The organism is Microbacterium sp. SORGH_AS_0428 (assembly GCF_031453615.1).
Classification (GTDB): Bacteria; Actinomycetota; Actinomycetes; order Actinomycetales; family Microbacteriaceae; genus Microbacterium.
This window is the reverse complement of record NZ_JAVIZT010000001.1, coordinates 1,912,239-1,929,757: the sequence shown is the minus strand read 5'-3', so window position 1 is coordinate 1,929,757 and position 17,519 is coordinate 1,912,239. Positions and strand designations below refer to the sequence as shown.

Here is a 17,519-nt window from a genome sequence, read left to right as displayed (position 1 = left end):
TGCGCCCGTGAACGCAAGAACCGGCCGGGATGAATCCCGGCCGGTTCTGTCTGTGCGCGAGGGGGGAGTTGAACCCCCACGCCCTTTCGGGCACTGGCACCTGAAGCCAGCGCGTCTGCCTATTCCGCCACTCGCGCGAGTCGCTCACCAGAGATGTGCGAACTCAACCTGCCGATCGTATCACGCCCCATCACGACCCGAGAAGTCGGCCGCGCAGGCCTCCTGCGGAAGTCCTGCATGGCCTGTTCAGCGGGTACAACTACGATGGTGCCACCCGTCCAGCCGCCTGAGGAGTCGCGTGGGACTACTTGACAGCTTCGAGAGAGGTCTCGAGCGCGCCGTGAACGGCGCGTTCGCCAAGACCTTCCGCAGCGGCGTCCAGCCGGTCGACATCGCCTCCGCCCTGCGCAGCGAACTCGACACCAAGGCCGCCGTCGTCTCGCGCGAGCGCATCCTGGCACCCAACACCCTCACGGTGCAGCTGGCGCCGGCGGACTATGAGCGGATGCGGGCGCTCGGCACCTCGCTGACCGACGAGCTCGACGCGCTCGTGAACAAGCACGCCCGGGCGCAGGGCTACACCTTCGCCGGCCCCCTCACCATCTCCCTGTCGAGCAGCGCGAGTCTGTCGACCGGTCAAGTGCGCGTCGAGTCCTCGACCGCCGCCGGCCGGGTCGCGTGGAGCGCCGTGCTCGATATCGCAGGCAAGCGGCATCCGCTCACCGCATCCCGCACCGTCATCGGTCGCGGCAGCGACGCCGACATCACGATCGCCGACTCGGGCACGAGCCGCAAGCACGTCGAGATCCTCTGGGACGGCGAGCGGGCGATGGTGCGCGACCTCGGCTCGACGAACGGCACGAAGCTCAACGGCCGGAAGGTCGACGAGGCGCCGCTGCCTCCGGATGCGACCGTCTCCATCGGACGCACCGACATCGTCTTCCGCATCGTCGCCCAGGCGACGGGCGGCCGTGCGGCACCCGTCGACGACGACGCGACGCGCGCCTTCTCGCTCGACGACATCGACCGCTGGGGGAAGGCCTGATGAACGAGCTCCCGCTTCTGCTGCTGCAGATCGGTTTCCTGCTGCTGCTGTGGTTCTTCGTCTTCGCGGTCGTGTACTCGCTGCGCGCCGACCTCTTCGGCGTGCGCGTGCGCAAGATGCCCGAGCAGGCCGCCGCCGCGGCTCCCGCGCCCGCTGCGGTCGCCACCGCGCCGGTCGCCCCGAAGGCGTCGCCGCGCAAGTCGTCCAAGGGCCAGAAGGCGACGACGGATGCGGTCTCTCGCATCGTCATCACCAGCGGACCGAAGGCCGGCCTCGAGCTGCCGCTCGGCACCGAACCCCTGACGATCGGCCGCTCGAGCGAGTCGGGCCTCGTCATCCGCGACGACTACACCTCGAGCCACCACGCGCGTCTCATGCTCTGGGGCGACCAGTGGATGATCCAGGACCTCGACTCCACGAACGGCACCTGGCATGACGGCGAGCGCGTCGCGAGCCCCGTCCCGGTTCTGGTGGGCGCCCCGATCAAGGTCGGCGCCACGACCTTCGAGCTCCAGGGCTGATCCGTCGAGATGGTCTTCCAGGGCTCGAGCGCCGCTCTCTCGCACACCGGAAAGGTTCGCTCGAACAATCAGGACTCCGGGTACTCGGGGTCCAACCTGTTCGTGGTGGCGGACGGCATGGGCGGGCACGCCGGCGGTGACGTCGCCTCCAGTCTCGCCATCGCGCGCATCGCCCAGCTCGATCGCCCCTTCGCCTCGACCGTCGATGCCGAGCGGGCCCTGCAGCAGGCAGTGACCGACACCGCCGGCGACATCATCGACACCGTGCGCGTGCGCCCGGCCCTCGCCGGCATGGGCACCACGGTCAGCGCGCTGCTGATGGTCGACGACTACGCCGTCATCGCCCACATCGGCGACTCCCGCATCTATCTGTTCCGCGACGGCGCGATGACGCAGATCACGACGGACCACACGTTCGTCCAGCGCCTCGTGGACTCCGGCCGCATCACGCCGGAAGAGGCTCGATACCACCCCCGACGCTCGGTGCTCATGCGCGTGCTCGGTGACATGGACCCCGACCCCGAGATCGACACGTTCATCATGCCGACGCGTCCGGGTGATCGGTGGCTGCTGTGCTCGGACGGCCTGTCGGGCGTCGTCGACGACGCCCACACGCAGAAAGCCCTCGCCGCGGGACAGGCCCCCGCACGCACGGCGGATCTGCTGCTGAAGCAGGCGCTGGATGCGGGCGCTCCCGATAACGTGACGGTCGTCATCGTCGACATCGGGGGCCACCATCCGGTGTTCTCCGGAACGCCCACCATCGTCGGCTCGGCCTCCAACCCCACCGGCGTCGTCGTGCCCGCCGCCCGCCCGGGCCGCTCGTCGTGGCTGCACCCTGGACGGCAGGCGGCCAACGAGCCCACCCACTTCGAGCCGGCTCCGGAGTTCCTCGAGGAGCTCATCGAGGAGGACCGCCGCCGCGCACGTCGCCGCCGCATCGGCTGGCTCGTCGGGCTGCTGCTCGTGCTCGCCGCCCTCGCCGGTGCCGCGTTCGCGGGCTACAGCTGGACGCAGACGCGCTACTACGTCGGCGCCGACGACGACTCCGTCGTGATCTACCAGGGCGTTCAGCAGGGCATCGGACCGATCTCGCTGTCCAGCGTCTACGAGGACACCGACATCGCTCTGGCGGATCTCAGCCCGTTCGACCGGCAGAGCGTGGAATCCACCATCTCGGCGCGGTCCCTCGCAGACGCCCAGTTGATCGTCGACCGACTCCGACCGGCAGAGGGGCAGTGATGACCGCCGAGGCCCCCACCACCGACACGTCCGTCATGCGGGCTCTCCGCCGCATCCGGATGCCGCAGAAGCAGCGCAACCGCGAGCTCGGACTGCTTCTGTTCGCCCTGGCGATCAACGGCGCCGCCGTCGCACTCGTGCAGCTGGGCGCGAAGGGGGCGATCGACCCGAGTTTCCTCTACTACTCCGGCGGGCTCGGCGTACTCGCCCTCGCGCTGCACATCGTGCTGCGATTCGTCGCTCACGACGCCGATCCGTTCGTGGTTCCGATCGCCACCGTGCTGACCGGACTCGGCCTCGCGATGATCTACCGCATCGACATCGAGATCGACAGCGAAGGATGGGCCGCCGCCTCCACCCGTCAGATCGTGTGGGCGGCGATCGCGATCGCCGCGGCCATCGCCGTCGTGCTCTTCCTGCGGAACTACCGTGTGCTGTTCCGCTACACCTACGTCTCCGGCTTCATCGGCGTCGCTCTCCTGCTCCTGCCCTTCGTTCCGGGCCTGGGCACCAACCAGAACGCCGATGTCTGGGTCCGACTCGGATTCTTCTCGTTCCAGCCGGGTGAGCTGGCCAAGCTCGCGCTGGCCATCTTCTTCGCCGGGTATCTGGTCCGCACGCGCGAGAGCCTCACGTCGGTAGGCAAGAAGTTCCTCGGCATCACCTGGCCGCGCGCCCGCGACCTGGGGCCGATCCTGGTGGTCTGGCTGATCTCGCTCGGCATCATCGTGCTCCAGCGCGACCTCGGCACGGGCCTGCTGATCTTCGGCATGTTCGTCGCGATGCTCTACGTCGCCACCGGAAAGACCGGGTGGGTGCTGCTGGGGGTGGGGCTCGCCGTCGCGGGCGCCGTCGCCGCATCCCAGGTGCTGACCTACGTGGGGTGGCGCTTCGCCAACTGGCTCGACGCCTTCAACCCCGACATCATCGACCGCACGGGCGGCAGCTACCAGCTCGTGCAGGGGATCTTCGGTCTGGCGCACGGCGGTCTTCTCGGCACGGGCCTCGGGCAGGGCCGCCCCTCGATCACGCCGCTCGCGCAGAGCGACTACATCTTCCCGAGCCTCGGCGAAGAGATCGGACTCATCGGCGTCTTCGCGATCCTCTGTCTCTACATGGTCTTCACGAGCCGCGGGCTCCGCGTCGGCGTCGCCGGGCAGGACGACTTCGGCAAGCTCCTCGCGACGGGGCTGTCGTTCACGATCGCCCTGCAGGTGTTCATCATGGTCGGCGGTGTGACGCGCGTCATCCCGCTCACCGGCCTGACGACGCCCTTCCTCGCCGCCGGCGGTTCCTCGCTCGTGGCGAACTGGATCATCGTCGCGCTCATCCTGCGCATCTCGGATGCGGTGCGCAATCAGCCCCGGGTGGTGATCGGATGACCCGCGAGGTCCGCCGGCTCAGCTTCGTGATGCTGGCCATGTTCCTGGTGCTGTTCGGTTCGACCAGCGTCATCCAGGTGTTCCAGGCGTCGACGCTCGCCGAGAACGGCGAGAACCGGCGCGCGCTCTACGACTCCTACGAGATCCAGCGCGGCTCGATCATCGCCAGCGGTGCGGCGATCGCCTCCTCGAGCCCGAGCGATGACGTGTACAGCTGGCAGCGCAGCTACACGGATGCCGACATGTGGTCGCCCGTGACGGGATACATCAACGCGGCGCTGGGATCGGCGACCGGCATCGAGCAGGCCATGAACCGGGAGCTCTCCGGAACCGGCGGCGGGCAGTTCTTCTCCCGCGTCGAGCAGATCTTCACCGGGCAGCCGCCGCAGGGCTCCAACGTGGTGCTCTCCGTCGACGCGAACGTGCAGAAGGTCGCCTACGACGCGCTCGGCGACCTGCAGGGCGCCGTCGTGGCCATCGAGCCGAAGACCGGCCGCATCCTCGCCATGGTCTCCAAGCCCGGCTACGACACCAATCTGCTCGCCTCGCACGACCTCGCCGCGGTGCAGGCGTCGTACAACGACCTCATCAACAACGCCCTGCAGCCGATGTCCAATCGCGCCATCGCCGGCAAGATGAACCCGCCCGGATCCACGTTCAAGCTGGTCGTCGCCTCCGCCGCTCTCGCCTCGGGCGACTGGACCCTCCAGTCGACACTGCCGAACGTCGCCAGCTACACGCTTCCCGGCACCTCGACCTCGATCAGCAACGCCGGCGGCGGTGCGTGCGGCCCGGGCGAGACGGTGACGCTCGCCGACGCCCTGCGCCTGAGCTGCAACATCCCCATGGCGGAGCTCGCCGTGCAGCTCGGCGACGACGCGATCCGCTCCGAGGCGCAGAAGTACGGCTTCAACACCTCGTTCGCGACGCCTGTGGACTCGGCACCGTCGGTCTATCCCACCGCTGCACTCAGCGACGACAGGACCGCCCTCACCGGTTTCGGTCAGGGCGACGTGCGTGCCACGCCGCTGCAGATGGCCATGGTGTCTGCCGGGATCGTGAACGGCGGAATGGTGATGAACCCTCAGATGGTGGACCAGGTCATCGGACCGGACCTGTCGGTTCAGCAGCAGTTCGAGCCGACGGAGTTCGGGCGGGCGCTGGATGAGGATCTCGCCAACCAACTGGCGAGCGCGATGGTCGCCAATGTCAGTGACGGCGTGGCGTCGAATGCAAGAATAGACGGAGTCGACGTGGGCGGTAAGACAGGTACGGCGGAGAACGGCGGGTCCAACCCGTACACGCTCTGGTTCACCGGATTCGCGCCCGCAGAAGACCCCGAGGTCGCGGTCGCAGTGGTCGTCGAGAACGGCGGCGGGCAAGGTCAGTCGGGCAGCGGTAACTCCATCGCAGCGCCCATTGCAAAGAAGGTCATGGAGGCGGTGCTGGGACGATGAGGCCGACACAGGGAGCGACGTTCGGTGGGCGTTACGAGCTGGATTCGCGCATCGCCATCGGCGGTATGGGCGAGGTCTGGGAAGCCACTGACCACGTCATCGGGCGCACGGTGGCGATCAAGATCCTCAAGGACGAGTACATGGGGGACCCCGGGTTCCTCGAGCGGTTCCGCGCCGAGGCGCGCCACGCCGCACTCGTGAACCACGAGGGGATCGCCAGCGTCTTCGATTACGGCGAGGAGAACGGGTCCGCGTTCCTCGTCATGGAGCTCGTTCCCGGCGAGGCCCTCTCCACGATCCTCGAGCGCGAGGGCTCGCTGTCCACGGACAAGACCCTCGACATCGTGGCGCAGACCGCATCCGCACTGCAGGCCGCGCATGCTGCCGGCCTCGTGCACCGCGACATCAAGCCGGGCAACCTCCTCATCACGCCCGACGGCCGCGTCAAGATCACCGATTTCGGGATCGCGCGCATCGCCGACCAGGTTCCGCTGACGGCGACCGGTCAGGTCATGGGTACCGTGCAGTACCTTTCGCCCGAGCAGGCGTCGGGGCATCCCGCATCCCCCGCGACCGACATCTACTCGCTCGGCATCGTGGCGTACGAGTGCCTCGCCGGCAAGCGCCCCTTCACGGGCGAGTCGCAGGTGGCGATCGCGATGGCGCAGATCAACGAGCAGCCGCCGCCGCTGCCTCCCACCGTGGCGGTTCCGGTGCAGAACCTCGTCATGGCGATGATCGCGAAGAAGCCCGAGGAGCGTCCGGCGTCTGCCGCCGCCGTCGCCCGCGCCGCCAGCGCGCTGCGTCGCGGCGATGTGACGGCCGCGACCGTCGCGGTGCCTGCCATCGGCGGCGCCGTGGGCGCGGACGATGCGACGCAGTTGCTGGGCGTCGGAGAGACGCAGGCCGCCACGCAGCTGCTGAGCGCCTCGACCGCGGCATCCCCGGTGGCCGAGCCGACCGGGCGCAAGCGCAGCCCCTGGACGTGGCCGCTCGTCGCCCTCATCGTCCTGCTGCTGATCGTGCTGGGCGGCACCCTCTGGGCGATCTTCGGCAACCAGAGCTCCGATCCCGGCCCGACCGGGTCGAACACGCGCACGACCGCGTCCACGCCGTCGTCCACCCCGACGCAGACCACGAGCACCGTTGATGTCGCCGCGCTGGATCTGGTCGGAAAGACGTGTGACCAGGCGACCGAGATCGCGCAGCAGGCCGGGCTCCTGGCCTCCTGCACGCCCGGCAACCCGGCCCCCAGCCCCGAGCAGGTCGGTGTCGTGTACAGCGTGAGCCCGACCGGCAACGCGCCCGAGGGCTCGCAGCTGACCCTGACCGTGTACGCCGACCAGACTCCGATCGGCGCGCCCGCCGAGCCTCGCATCGAGGTCAACGGCGCGAAGGCGGGCACCGTGACCGCCGGCTCCACCGTGCAGATCAACTGGGACGGCTTCACCTGCCCGTCGGGCACCGGATCCGTGGTCAGCTACAACTTCACCGCGGTCAACGGCATCTTCACCTCGACCGGTCAGTCCACGGCCGCGGCCGGCCCCAACCAGCGGCCGATTCCCCTCGAGGTCGGTACCAACACCGGGCAGGCGCTCATCGTGAGCTACACCGTGACCTGCTCCGGGTCGGGCGACGGCACGACGCGCAACTCCGAGACGTCGCCGCAGGCCCAGGCCAACGTGCAGTCGCCGTCGCCGTCGCCGTCGGCCACTAACCCCGTCCTGGGCGGGAACTGAGCGAGAGCCGCCGACTCGCCCCGGGTTCTGCCAGGGCGGGTCGGTTAGGCTTTCATCTGTTGCACCCAGGGAGTCGCCGTGTCAGATGATCCACGCGTACTCGCCGGTCGCTACCGCATCGATGAGCTCATCGGTCGTGGGGGCATGGCGAGTGTGTACCGAGGCTACGACCTGACCCTCGACCGCGAGGTCGCGCTCAAGATCCTGCGCCGCGAACTTGCCGACGATGCCGCCTTCCGTACGCGCTTCCGCCTGGAGGCGCAGGCCGCGTCCCGGATGTCTCACCCGACCATCGTGCGGGTCTTCGACGCCGGCGAGGACACCGAGACGACCCCCGACGGGGTCGTTCACCCCGTCCCGTTCATCGTCATGGAGCTCGTCAACGGTGAGCTCCTGAAGGACATCATCGCCGCGGGCGACGTACCCGTGACGGACGCGGTGCGCTACGTCGACGGCATCCTCGAGGCGCTCGAATACTCGCATCGCGCCGGCGTCGTGCACCGCGACATCAAGCCGGGCAACGTCATGGTCACCTCCGCCGGCCAGGTGAAGGTCATGGACTTCGGCATCGCGCGCGCCGTCTCCGACTCGTCCTCGACGGTGGCAGAGACGACCGCCATCATCGGCACGGCCGCCTACTTCTCTCCCGAGCAGGCCAAGGGCGAGCCGGTGGATGCCCGCGCGGACCTCTACTCGACCGGCGTCGTCCTGTACGAGCTGCTCACCGGTCGGCCTCCCTTCCGGGGCGAGACCCCCGTCGCCGTCGCCTACCAGCACGTCAGCGAGACACCGGTTCCCCCCAGCGAGCACACCGAGAGCATCCCCCGCGGACTCGACGCCCTCGTCATGCGCGCCCTGGCGAAGGACCCTTTCCAGCGGTTCCAGGATGCGGCCTCGTTCCGCGCGGCGCTTTCGGAGGCCGTGGGCGGCAAGGCACCCAGCAAGCGCCAGCTCGGCGCGCTGACCAGCGAGCTGTACGGCGCGAATCCGCGCCAGGCCGCGGAGACCGCGCGCTCGCTCCGGCAGCTGTCGACCGATACGACGATGCGTCGGACTCAAGCCGGGCCGCCGGTCGCCTGGATCTGGTCCGGCGTCGCCGTGCTCGCCGTGCTCCTGGTCTCCGTGCTGTTCTGGGTCGTCACCATCCGCCCCGGGGATGCCGTGCCCGACAGTGCGCGCATCGTGCCGGATCTGACGACGATGACCTACGACCAGGCGGTCGACGTGCTCGAGGAACAGGACCTCCTGTCGGATCGTGTCCCCGTGGCCGACGATCGGATCGCCGAGGGCAGCGTCGTGCGCAGCGAACCCGCGGCGGGCGACTCCGTGCAGGTCGGTCAGACCGTCAAGCTCTACGTCTCGACCGGCAAGGAGAGCGTCGCCGCTCCCACGATCGTGGGGCTGAACGAGACCGACGCCCGCCAGGCACTCACCGCGGCGGGCCTCGCCGTGGGGACGATCACGCCGGTGAACGACGCGAAGGCGCCCGCCGGCGAAGTGCTCAGCGCGAGCACCGCATCCGGCGATGTGACGGCGGGAGCACAGATCCCGGTCGGAACGACCGTCAACCTGCGCGTCGCGAGCGGTCGCGTCGTCCTCAACGACGTGACCGGTTACACGGTCGAGGCCGCGACACGGGATCTCGAGGCCCTGGGCCTGACCGTCGTGCCGAGCGCAGATCCCGGCTGCAAGGCGACGGGCACCACCCCGACCGTCCGCGTGATGTCGCTCGCGCCGGGGGAAGTTCCGATCCGCTCGGAGATCACACTCACTTACTGCGCGGGCTGAGCGCTCGCCCCGCGATGGGGCGTGAGCGTCAGCGCACGTCCCATCGCATCCGCGGCACCGATCCCGGCCAGCCAGGTGGCGAGCATCCGATAGCCGTGCTCGGTCAGCACGCTCTCCGGATGGAACTGCACGCCGCTGAGCGGCAGATGCCGGTGCTCCAGCGCCATCACCGTGCCCTCCGGGGTGCGAGCGGTGACGCGGAGCGCGTCCGGGATCGTCTCGGCCGCCACGGCGAGGGAGTGGTATCGCGCGGCGGAGAAGGGAGAAGGCAGACCCCGGAGGATGCCGGTCCCGTCGTGGATGATCGGCGACGTCATCCCGTGCATGAGCTCCGGCGCTTGCGCGACGCGCGCGCCGAACGCCACCGCCAGCGCCTGATGCCCGAGACAGACGCCCAGCAGCGGTGTTCGGGTCGCGGCCGCGGCCGCCACCACCGCGAGCGACGATCCGGCTCGCTCGGGCGTGCCGGGACCGGGTGAGACCAGGACTCCGTCGAAACCCACGAGAGCGGCCGTCGCCGCATCCGCGTCGATCTCGTCCGCCTCACGCATGACGGTGTCGGCCCCCAGCTCCCGCAGGTACCCCACGAGGGTGTGGACGAAACTGTCGTGGTTGTCGACGACCAGCACGCGTGCTGCCGTCACTGGACAGTCGACTCCTGCGGGTCGACGATCGATGAGATCCACGGGAAGGCGTACCAGAACAGCCCGTAGAGAACGGCCGCCGCAACGATCAGGACGATGAGCAGTCGCACCCACCAGGGCCCGGGAAGGATGCGCCAGAACGCCGCGTACATCAGGTCACCGCCTCGCTCAGGGATGCCGGCGCGCCCTCGGCTCCGGGGGTGAAGGACTCGAAGACGGCGTACGCCACGAGGCGCTCCGAGAATCCGTAGCGCGGGCTGCAGGTCGTCATCGTCAGATATCGTCCATTCGCCTCGATGCCCTGTTCGCGCGGCACGGGCAGCAGCACGTCGACGGAGTCAGGGGTCACGTACTCCATGCTGCGGTAGCGGTAGGTGTACCAGCCGTCCTGCGTCTGGATCACGACGGCGTCGCCGACGTGGAGGTCCGGCAGGTTCATGAAGGGAGCGCCGTGGCTGCCGCGGTGGGCGGCGACGGCGAAGTTGCCGACGGCGCCCGGCATCTGCGTGCTGGAGTAATGGCCGATGGCGCCGAGATCCAGGCTCTCCGAGCGGCCGGTCCCGCCCGCGATCTGAACGGCGTAGTCGGGCCCGAACCGCGGGATGTGCATGATGCCGAAGACTTCACCGCTGGCGGCACCCGGGAGGACGATCGGCTCGGCGGTGCTCACCTCGGGGGCGCTCGACTCACTGGCCGACGGAGACGGTGTCGACGACGAATCGTAGTTCTGCGCCCATTGCTCGGCGATCGCCTGACCCGCCGCGTTGTTCTGCTGTCCCTGGATCCAGTCGCCGATCCACAGCTGCCAGCCGACGTAGAGGAAGGCCAGCACACCGACCGTGATGAAGATCTCCCCGATGACCCCGAGCGCACTGATCCGCCGGCGCGGCGGCGTGGCGGCGCTCCGGCGCGAACGCCGCGTGGCGGCGGGCGGGGGTGTCGGTCACAAAGGGAGTCTAACTGTCGCAGGTGACGCAAAAGCCTGACCCCTAGAATGTGCACATGGCACGCTCCGACAACGACGAGGACCTCACCCCCGCTGGCGCCGGTGAGCCCGCTCCCAACCCCGTGTGGTTCAAGCCCATCATGATCGGTCTCATGCTCGTGGGACTCGTCTGGGTTCTCGTGTTCTACCTCAGCGGGATGCAGTTCCCGATTCCGGGCATCGAAGCCTGGAACCTCGTCATCGGCTTCGGGATCGCCTTCGTCGGCTTCCTCATGACCACACGGTGGCGTTGACGGCTCAGCGCCGAAGAATTACATCTGTGTGATTCGTCCCCACGTGTGGATGAATCTGTGGATAACTCTCTCGCTCACACCCAGATCGCGGGTGCCACAGCGAGGAGTCCGATGAGCACGACGCTCCATCCGCTCAGCAGCGCGATCTGAAGAGCGCGACGTCGACGCTCGCGGGTCATGACGAAGATCAGCCCGACGACCGCTCCGGCGACCAGGCCGCCGACGTGCGCCTGCCACGAGATGTTGAAGCCGGGGACGAACCCGATCACGAGGTTGATCGCCAGCACGATGATGATGCCCGTGATGTCGTTGCCCAGTCGGCGCGCGATGACCATGAGGGCGCCGAAGAGCCCGAAGATCGCCCCCGATGCGCCCACCACGAACGAGTCGCGCGCGATGAGGTCCACGAGGACGGACCCGCCGAGCGCGCTGATCAGATACAACGTCAGGAATCGGGCGCTGCCGAGCACGGGCTCGAGGATGCGTCCGATCATCCACAACGTGAGCATGTTCAGACCCACATGCCAGATGCCCGAGTGCACGAGACTCGCCGTGAGCAGTCGCCACGGCTGGAACTCACCCGTGAACTGCGGATAGAGGTAGCCGGCGCTGAAACCGAGCCACTGGGTGAGCGGGAGTCCGAGCGAGAGGACGAAGACCGCGGCGCACAGGGCGATGATCGTGTACGTCACGATCGGCCGGCCGCCGCCCGCAGCGAGCGCCACGGGGGCCGACCGGCCCCACCGGCGCTGCGCCTTCTTCTGTGCGGGCGTGGCCGCACGCCGCTGCTCGGCCATGCACTCCGGACAGATCACCCCGACCGGTGCCTGCGTCTGACACTCGGGACAGATGGTTCGCAGGCACCGTTGACAGAGCACGAAGCTCTGTCGGTCGGGATGCCGGTAGCAGAAGTTCTCGCGGTTGCTCGCGAAGCTCTCGCTCGTCACGGGATGCGGGTGGTCAGACCTGCGCGATGTCGATCGACTCGATCACGACGGGCTCGACAGGACGGTCGCCGGCGCCGGTGGGGACCTGCGCGATGGCGTCGACGACCTGGCGCGACGCGTCGTCAGCGACCTCGCCGAAGATCGAGTGCTTGCCCTGGAGCCACGGGGTGGGGTCGGTCGTGATGAAGAACTGCGATCCGTTCGTGCCCTCGACGGCGCCGGTGATGGCGTTGCGGCGCTGGCCGGCGTTGGCCATGGCCAGCAGGTAGGGCTTCTGGAAGGTGAGTTCCGGGTTGATCTCGTCGTTGAACGTGTAGCCCGGGCCGCCCACGCCCTGACCGAGCGGGTCGCCGCCCTGGATCATGAAGCCCGGGATGATGCGGTGGAAGATGACCCCGTTGTAGAGAGGTCCGGAACCGGGCTGACCCGTGGACGGGTCGGTCCACTCTCCGGTGCCGTCGGCCAGGCCGACGAAGTTCTGAACGGTGCGGGGCGCGTGGTCCCCGAACAGGTTGACGACGATGTCGCCGTGGTTGGTGTGAATGGTGGCGACGGCGGTGTGCTGAGGCATGTTGTCATTGTCTCAGAGTTCGCTGCAAGCCCTGCCGTACGCAGCCGATCCCTCTGGCAAGATGGGCTCACGACTACCCACGGATTAGGGGGATCTCGCATGAGCCTCAGCCGCAAGCGTAAGAAGGAGCTCCGGAAGCTCCAGGGCCACGCCAACAAGGTGTGGGAATCGCAGCAGGTGCTCGTCGGCGAAGCGGCGGACATCGCCCGCGAAGCCGGCCGCCAGCTCGGCAACTACAACCGCGAGCACCTGGTGCCCGCGGTGCGCGAAGGGTACGACCGCTATGCGGCCCCGTACGTGGACCGCGGCGTCAACATCTCGAAGCACGTGCTGAGCGACAAGGTCGTTCCGGCCGCGGGTGCTCTCGTGGGCGGCGCCCTTTCGGTATGGGATGCGGCGGGCGACACCCGCGCGCGCATCGCTGCCGGTCGCGGCATCGACCTCGACCCCGCCACGTACAAGAAGAAGGCCGCCAAGTACGGCGCCAAGGCTTCGAAGAAGCTGGCCAAGCGCCTCGCCGTCGATTCCCCGAAGAAGCGGGGCATGGGCGCGGGCGGCGTCATCGCGCTCATCTTCGGTGTCGCCGCGGCCGCCGGCGTGCTCTACGCCGCCTGGCAGACGCTGCGGGCCGACGACGAGCTGTGGGTCGCGGACGACCCGCTGAGCGCACCTGACGCGTGAACGAGGATCCGACGAGGCGGGTGCGGGAAGCCGCATCCGCCCTCGGTCTTTCGGTGGAGGTGCGCGAGCGCCCCGAGGCAGCAAGCCTCCCCGAGGCGGCTGAGCTCCTGGGGATCGCACCGGTCGACATCGTCAAGACGCTCGTCGTCAAGCGCAGTGACGACACGTTCCTCTTCGCCCTGATCCCCGGCGATCGGGCCATCGCGTGGCCCAAGCTGCGCCAGCTCGTGGGCGTCAACAAGCTGAAGCTCCCGGACGCCGATGTCGCTCTCGCCGCGACCGGCTACGAGCGCGGCACCATCGTGCCCCTCGGCAGCACGACCGCCTGGCCGGTCTTCGCCGACGAATCGATCCGCGGACGCCGCATCGCGCTGGGCGCCGGCGCGCACGGGTTCAGTCTGTTCGTGGATGCCGACGCTCTTCTCCAGGCGCTCGACGCGACCGTGGCGGACATCTCTCAGCCCCTCTGAGCGCGCGCAGCCTGCCTCACCGGGGCAGATCCGCCTGTGCGATCAGATACTCGCGCTGCAGCCAGTCGCCGAAGTGCGCCCGGGCGAGGCATGTCTGGGCCGAGGAGCAACCGATCACGGGATCGTGGGCGGCGTACACCGCGAACAGCGAGGCTTTGCGCTCCAGTTCCGTCGCGGCGATGTTCGCGGGTCGCTCGGCCGACGGATAGCCGACGGCGTATTCGACCTGCGCGCCGCCTGCGGCGCCCGCATCCACGGCGCTGGCGACGAGTGTGCCGACCGAGGAGTGATCGGGGTGGTCGCCGGCCGAGTCCGGCGCTTCCTTGGGCAGGTGCGTGAGCACACGCTCCGGCGCGTAGCCGGCGAGAATCTCGGCGATCGACTTCTCCAGCGTCGAGACCGACACGGATCGCCCCGCGTCGATCGTTCGCAGAGAGGGGAGCTCTCCGCTGAGGAGCTTCTCGAGCGTCTGCTGCCCGGTGTAGATGAACGTCGTGCCGCTGAGCCCGCCATCGGGAAGACGCAGGAAGAGGAGGGAGACGCGGTCGTCGTCGCTCGGCTTGGTCATCGTGACCGTCATGCCGCTGACCAGCGTGACCGACCGGTCGACCCATGCTCCGCTCCGCCCGAGCATGGCGTCGTACGCGGCACGGATGCCCTTCTCGCGTTCGCTGGCGTACGTGGATTCGCCCTCTCCCGCATCCGAGTACGTGAAGAAGAAGGTGCGAACGCAGGCACCGCCGGCCAGTTCGTCATCGATCACCGGGTTCCCGAAGATCAGGTCGTCGTCGTAGTGGGCCCAGAAGGAGACGACGCTGCGGCCCTCGCACGGCTGCTCGACGAAGCTCAGCGGCGAGATGAACGAGGACACGTCCGTCCGCGACAGAGACGCCGGGATGTCGGCGCACTGGTTCGACGTCGCGAAGAAGAGCGCAGCCTCGGCCGCCGGCTGGCTCGCCGCTGAGAGCTGCGCGCCGAGAGAAGCGGCGTCGAGCCCGAGCCCCGTGGCGCAGCGGTCGACGACGGTCCGGACATCCTCGGCAGCGAGGCTGTTGGGTGGGGCTGTGGGAAGCGCGGTCTCACTGTTCGGGGCAGGCGGCAGCGGCTCGCTCGCCGTGCACCCGCCGATTCCGAGAGCTGCGACCATCACGGTCGCCGCGGACAGAACACGCCATCGCACCACTGATCATCCTCACTGCACGTCCGGCGATCATACGTGCCGAAGGTCACGGCTGCGGCGGCGTCGCGTCCGCTCCGGCCATCCGGCGTCCGATGTCGACCAACCGAACGCGGCGCAGGTCTGCGGCTTCCTCCGGCGTGAACCACTCGGCGCGGTCGGTGGATCCGCCCACCTCATTGCGCAGGCGTCCGCCCGTGATGTGAGCGCGATACACGATGCGCAGCGTGTGCAGCGCGGATGCGGTCTCGGACAGGCGCTTCGTGGCGGGGATCACCCTCGAATCGATGCCGAGTAGTTCGTCGACGGCGACGCGGTAACCGGTCTCTTCACGCACCTCGCGTCGGACGGCGCGCTCGGGGTCCTCCCCCTCCTCGAGGCCTCCGCCCGGCAGCGTCCACGCACTCCGGCGGCCCTCGTTCCAGTGAGCCAGCAGGATGCGCCCGGCGTCGTCGGTGATGATCGCGTAGGCGGCGACACGCATATCCATGGCGTGACTTTACCGGGGTGTGGATAACTCGCGCTGCCGTTCACGGCGCTTCGCTAGCGTGACCGCGTGCCTCTGGACCCCGAAGAATCCCTCGCGCAGATCGAGCGCGACGTCCGTCAGAGCGCCGAGCGCGCCGCCAAGATGCCCGCCTTCGAAGCGACCGTGTCCGCGATCCGCGGCGCCGCCTGGTCCACCGCGCGCGACGTCTACGTGCAGGTCGACTCGGCAGGCCGCGTGCAGACGCTCCGCCTGGGCGAGACGGCACTGGCGCGAGGCGCGCAACGACTGGCCTCCGACATCCTCGCCACCATCGTGTCCGCAGAGAAGAACGCTCACGCGGCCACCATCGACGCCGTCGCCGAACTCCTGGGAGACGACGACCCCGTCACCGAACAGCTCCGCTCCACCGACACCCCCTGATACGTCCGAAAGAGCCTCGAATGACCGAGAACATCACGCTTGATTTCGATCGGCTCCGGCAGCATGCCGCGCTGGTCACCTCGCTCGCCGATGACGTCACCGGCGCCATCTCCATGCTGAAGGGAGGTGACCTGGCCTCCAACGCGTTCGGCATCCTGTGCGCCTTCCTCGTTCCCCCCTCGATGGCGATGTCCGCCGCGGCGACCGGCCTCTTCGGCGCGGATCAGTCGCTGCTCCTTCGCACGGCGGGCGAGCTGCGCAGCACCGCCGCACAATGGGAACAGTTCGAGGACGACACGGTCACCACCCTCCGCGACCTCGAAAATGCGCTGGGCCTGTCATGACCACTCCCGCCGCCCTCGCCGCATCCGGCTCCTCCTTCGCCTCGCCGTACTCCGGCAGCAAGCTCCTCGATTCCGGCCACGCCCTCTCGCAGGCCGTGCGCAACGGCGATTGGCTCGAGGGAGGACTCGCCTTCCTCGACACACTGGGCAACGCCGCGGCCGCGCTCGCGGATCCCATCGGGACGCTGGCGAGCATCGGTCTCGGCTGGGTGATGAAGTACCTCAAGCCGCTGAGCACCTGGCTCGACCAGCTGGCCGGCAGCGAGGCCAACGTCGCCGCCGTCGCGCAGCAGTGGACCAATGCGGGCAGCGCGCTGCGCGAGACCGGCAACACGCTCGTGACGCGGCTGTCGGATCTCGACGGCCTCAGCGGTGACACGGTCCGCACCTACGTGCGCTTCGCGCAGGACACCGCCCAGCACATCGCCGCATCCGGCGACTGGGCCGATGCCGCGGCCGGCGGGCTGCGCAGCGCATCGTCGCTCGTCGCGAAGATGCAGGGGGTCGTGAAGAACGCCATCTCGCAGGTCGTCGCGACGGCGATCGAAGCGATGGCGGTCGTCGCCGCATCCTTCGGTCTCGGGATCGGCTACGCGATCGCCCGAGTCGTCACCAAGGTCAACCAGCTGGTCAACAAGGTCGTGCGCCCCCTCACGCAGGTCGTGCGCTCGGTGAAGTCCCTCGTGGGCTTCGTGCAGCAGCTCGGTTCGCTGTTCAAGAGCACCGAGCGACTGAGCTCGACCATCCTGGGCGGCGGGGCGAAGTCCGCGACGATCACCGCGGGTGCCGTCGTCGACGCCTCCGGCGCCACTCGGGTCGGCAACACCGCACAGGCGAATCTCGTGAGCGCCGGACAGAAGGCCGACAACTGGCACTTCACGCCGACCGCGGTGGTCTCCACGGGTGTCGGAGCAGAAGGAACCCTCACCGCAGACGGATCGACGCTCGGCTCCGCGGGCGTCGGCACCGTCTCCGGCGGTGCCGTGCACGGTTCCGTGGACGGTGGCGGCATCGGTGCGGGCGGCGCCTACGGGACCGGCGGCTCCGTCTCCGGCGCAGGCGGCGGTACGGGCAGCCCGTCCTCGATCATGGGCACAGGTGCCGCAGCATCCGCCGCGACGGCGGCGAGCGTCGGCAGCACCCACGCCGCATCCGCCGGCTCACGCATGATGACTCCCGGCGGGATGATGGGCGGCGCCAGCCGCGAGGGTGGGCAGCGCAGCGGTCTCGGTATCCGTCAGGTGGTCCGCGAGATCGTCATCGAGGCGGATGCGGGCGAGGAAGAGCTCGCGACCGCGGAGCGCGACTGACGTGTGACATGAGGAGCCCCGCGCCAACAGGTGCGGGGCTTCTCACATGTAC

20 protein-coding genes and 1 tRNA gene are annotated in these 17,519 nt (G+C 69.0%); 13 read left to right on the top strand and 8 right to left on the bottom strand.

Annotation, left to right across the window (positions count from 1 at the left end; genetic code table 11):
* Nucleotides 1–53: 53 nt before the first annotated feature.
* Nucleotides 54–137, bottom strand: a tRNA-Leu gene (locus QE374_RS09265).
* 161 nt (nt 138–298) lie between these two features.
* Between QE374_RS09265 and QE374_RS09260 the strand changes: the two genes are divergently transcribed.
* The 7 genes from QE374_RS09260 to pknB all read left to right on the top strand — a co-directional run bounded on the left by QE374_RS09260 (nt 299) and on the right by pknB (nt 9,174).
* Nucleotides 299–1,045 (top strand): DUF3662 and FHA domain-containing protein, encoded by a 747-nt coding sequence (locus QE374_RS09260; protein ID WP_309734210.1) that lies wholly within the window; start codon nt 299–301, stop codon nt 1,043–1,045.
* Nucleotides 1,045–1,566 carry an FHA domain-containing protein gene (locus tag QE374_RS09255; protein WP_307321471.1) on the top strand — a complete coding sequence of 174 codons (522 nt, stop codon included), beginning with the start codon at nt 1,045–1,047 and terminating at the stop codon, nt 1,564–1,566. Before QE374_RS09260 ends, QE374_RS09255 begins: the two co-directional genes overlap by 1 nt.
* Nucleotides 1,567–1,575: 9 nt before the next feature.
* Nucleotides 1,576–2,808 (top strand): PP2C family serine/threonine-protein phosphatase, encoded by a 1,233-nt coding sequence (locus QE374_RS09250; protein ID WP_137418484.1) that lies wholly within the window; start codon nt 1,576–1,578, stop codon nt 2,806–2,808.
* A complete protein-coding gene (locus QE374_RS09245; RefSeq protein ID WP_309734206.1) occupies nt 2,808–4,190 on the top strand; it encodes an FtsW/RodA/SpoVE family cell cycle protein in 1,383 nt (460 codons plus the stop codon). The genes QE374_RS09250 and QE374_RS09245 overlap by 1 nt, the downstream gene beginning before the upstream one ends.
* Nucleotides 4,187–5,647, top strand: coding sequence for a penicillin-binding transpeptidase domain-containing protein (locus QE374_RS09240; protein ID WP_309734204.1), 1,461 nt, complete (start codon nt 4,187–4,189; stop codon nt 5,645–5,647). The genes QE374_RS09245 and QE374_RS09240 overlap by 4 nt, the downstream gene beginning before the upstream one ends.
* A complete protein-coding gene (locus QE374_RS09235; RefSeq protein ID WP_309734202.1) occupies nt 5,644–7,386 on the top strand; it encodes a serine/threonine-protein kinase in 1,743 nt (580 codons plus the stop codon). The genes QE374_RS09240 and QE374_RS09235 overlap by 4 nt, the downstream gene beginning before the upstream one ends.
* A 78-nt stretch (nt 7,387–7,464) precedes the next feature.
* Nucleotides 7,465–9,174: a Stk1 family PASTA domain-containing Ser/Thr kinase gene (pknB, locus tag QE374_RS09230; RefSeq protein ID WP_309734200.1), complete on the top strand. Its 1,710-nt coding sequence runs from the start codon at nt 7,465–7,467 to the stop codon at nt 9,172–9,174.
* On the opposite strand, the gene QE374_RS09225 is transcribed toward pknB, so the two are convergent.
* The 3 genes from QE374_RS09225 to QE374_RS09215 are packed head-to-tail and all read right to left on the bottom strand — an operon-like array spanning nt 9,159 to nt 10,677.
* On the bottom strand, nt 9,159–9,818 hold the full coding sequence (locus QE374_RS09225; RefSeq protein WP_309734198.1) for a glutamine amidotransferase-related protein: 660 nt from the start codon (nt 9,816–9,818) through the stop codon (nt 9,159–9,161). The genes pknB and QE374_RS09225 overlap by 16 nt on opposite strands.
* A complete protein-coding gene (locus QE374_RS09220; RefSeq protein WP_309734196.1) occupies nt 9,815–9,970 on the bottom strand; it encodes a hypothetical protein in 156 nt (51 codons plus the stop codon). Before QE374_RS09220 ends, QE374_RS09225 begins: the two co-directional genes overlap by 4 nt.
* A complete protein-coding gene (locus QE374_RS09215; RefSeq protein ID WP_309736661.1) occupies nt 9,970–10,677 on the bottom strand; it encodes a class E sortase in 708 nt (235 codons plus the stop codon). Before QE374_RS09215 ends, QE374_RS09220 begins: the two co-directional genes overlap by 1 nt.
* Nucleotides 10,678–10,820: 143 nt before the next feature.
* Between QE374_RS09215 and QE374_RS09210 the strand changes: the two genes are divergently transcribed.
* Complete coding sequence (locus QE374_RS09210; protein ID WP_137418491.1) at nt 10,821–11,057, top strand: cell division protein CrgA; 237 nt, start codon at nt 10,821–10,823, stop codon at nt 11,055–11,057.
* Nucleotides 11,058–11,131: 74 nt separating this feature from the next.
* Here the strand turns inward: QE374_RS09210 and QE374_RS09205 are convergent, their stop codons facing one another.
* Both QE374_RS09205 and QE374_RS09200 read right to left on the bottom strand, forming a co-directional pair.
* The gene (locus QE374_RS09205) at nt 11,132–12,004 is read right to left on the bottom strand and encodes a rhomboid family intramembrane serine protease (protein ID WP_309734193.1); all 873 of its coding nucleotides are present in this window, start codon (nt 12,002–12,004) and stop codon (nt 11,132–11,134) included.
* 13 nt (nt 12,005–12,017) lie between these two features.
* A complete protein-coding gene (locus tag QE374_RS09200) occupies nt 12,018–12,575 on the bottom strand; it encodes a peptidylprolyl isomerase (protein WP_137418493.1) in 558 nt (185 codons plus the stop codon).
* A 99-nt stretch (nt 12,576–12,674) separates the two neighbouring features.
* On the opposite strand from QE374_RS09200, the gene QE374_RS09195 reads away from it, so the two are divergent.
* Nucleotides 12,675–13,256 (top strand): DNA helicase, encoded by a 582-nt coding sequence (locus QE374_RS09195; protein ID WP_309734190.1) that lies wholly within the window; start codon nt 12,675–12,677, stop codon nt 13,254–13,256.
* Nucleotides 13,257–13,276: 20 nt separating this feature from the next.
* Complete coding sequence (locus QE374_RS09190; protein ID WP_396653348.1) at nt 13,277–13,726, top strand: aminoacyl-tRNA deacylase; 450 nt, start codon at nt 13,277–13,279, stop codon at nt 13,724–13,726.
* A 16-nt stretch (nt 13,727–13,742) separates the two neighbouring features.
* Here QE374_RS09190 and QE374_RS09185 read toward each other — a convergent pair whose 3' ends face one another.
* Nucleotides 13,743–14,909, bottom strand: coding sequence for a PIG-L family deacetylase (locus tag QE374_RS09185; RefSeq protein WP_309734186.1), 1,167 nt, complete (start codon nt 14,907–14,909; stop codon nt 13,743–13,745).
* A 43-nt stretch (nt 14,910–14,952) separates the two neighbouring features.
* Nucleotides 14,953–15,393 (bottom strand): NUDIX hydrolase, encoded by a 441-nt coding sequence (locus QE374_RS09180; RefSeq protein ID WP_309734184.1) that lies wholly within the window; start codon nt 15,391–15,393, stop codon nt 14,953–14,955.
* 66 nt (nt 15,394–15,459) lie between these two features.
* Between QE374_RS09180 and QE374_RS09175 the strand changes: the two genes are divergently transcribed.
* The 3 genes from QE374_RS09175 to QE374_RS09165 are packed head-to-tail and all read left to right on the top strand — an operon-like array spanning nt 15,460 to nt 17,467.
* Nucleotides 15,460–15,813: a hypothetical protein gene (locus QE374_RS09175; RefSeq protein ID WP_309734182.1), complete on the top strand. Its 354-nt coding sequence runs from the start codon at nt 15,460–15,462 to the stop codon at nt 15,811–15,813.
* A gap of 20 nt (nt 15,814–15,833) precedes the next feature.
* The gene (locus QE374_RS09170) at nt 15,834–16,157 is read left to right on the top strand and encodes a type VII secretion target (RefSeq protein ID WP_307321414.1); all 324 of its coding nucleotides are present in this window, start codon (nt 15,834–15,836) and stop codon (nt 16,155–16,157) included.
* Nucleotides 16,154–17,467 (top strand): hypothetical protein, encoded by a 1,314-nt coding sequence (locus QE374_RS09165; protein ID WP_309734179.1) that lies wholly within the window; start codon nt 16,154–16,156, stop codon nt 17,465–17,467. The genes QE374_RS09170 and QE374_RS09165 overlap by 4 nt, the downstream gene beginning before the upstream one ends.
* Nucleotides 17,468–17,519 lie beyond the last annotated feature (52 nt).

What these genes read in the sequence shown, in the direction of transcription:
- QE374_RS09255 (WP_307321471.1), top strand. Translation starts at nt 1,045, where the DNA reads ATGAACGAGCTCCCGCTTCTGCTGCTGCAGATCGGTTTCCTGCTGCTG.
- QE374_RS09250 (WP_137418484.1), top strand. Translation starts at nt 1,576, where the DNA reads ATGGTCTTCCAGGGCTCGAGCGCCGCTCTCTCGCACACCGGAAAGGTT.
- QE374_RS09245 (WP_309734206.1), top strand. Translation starts at nt 2,808, where the DNA reads ATGACCGCCGAGGCCCCCACCACCGACACGTCCGTCATGCGGGCTCTC.
- QE374_RS09240 (WP_309734204.1), top strand. Translation starts at nt 4,187, where the DNA reads ATGACCCGCGAGGTCCGCCGGCTCAGCTTCGTGATGCTGGCCATGTTC.
- QE374_RS09235 (WP_309734202.1), top strand. Translation starts at nt 5,644, where the DNA reads ATGAGGCCGACACAGGGAGCGACGTTCGGTGGGCGTTACGAGCTGGAT.
- QE374_RS09220 (WP_309734196.1), bottom strand. Translation starts at nt 9,970, where the DNA reads ATGTACGCGGCGTTCTGGCGCATCCTTCCCGGGCCCTGGTGGGTGCGA.
- QE374_RS09210 (WP_137418491.1), top strand. Translation starts at nt 10,821, where the DNA reads ATGGCACGCTCCGACAACGACGAGGACCTCACCCCCGCTGGCGCCGGT.
- QE374_RS09200 (WP_137418493.1), bottom strand. Translation starts at nt 12,575, where the DNA reads ATGCCTCAGCACACCGCCGTCGCCACCATTCACACCAACCACGGCGAC.
- QE374_RS09195 (WP_309734190.1), top strand. Translation starts at nt 12,675, where the DNA reads ATGAGCCTCAGCCGCAAGCGTAAGAAGGAGCTCCGGAAGCTCCAGGGC.
- QE374_RS09180 (WP_309734184.1), bottom strand. Translation starts at nt 15,393, where the DNA reads ATGGATATGCGTGTCGCCGCCTACGCGATCATCACCGACGACGCCGGG.
- QE374_RS09170 (WP_307321414.1), top strand. Translation starts at nt 15,834, where the DNA reads ATGACCGAGAACATCACGCTTGATTTCGATCGGCTCCGGCAGCATGCC.
- QE374_RS09165 (WP_309734179.1), top strand. Translation starts at nt 16,154, where the DNA reads ATGACCACTCCCGCCGCCCTCGCCGCATCCGGCTCCTCCTTCGCCTCG.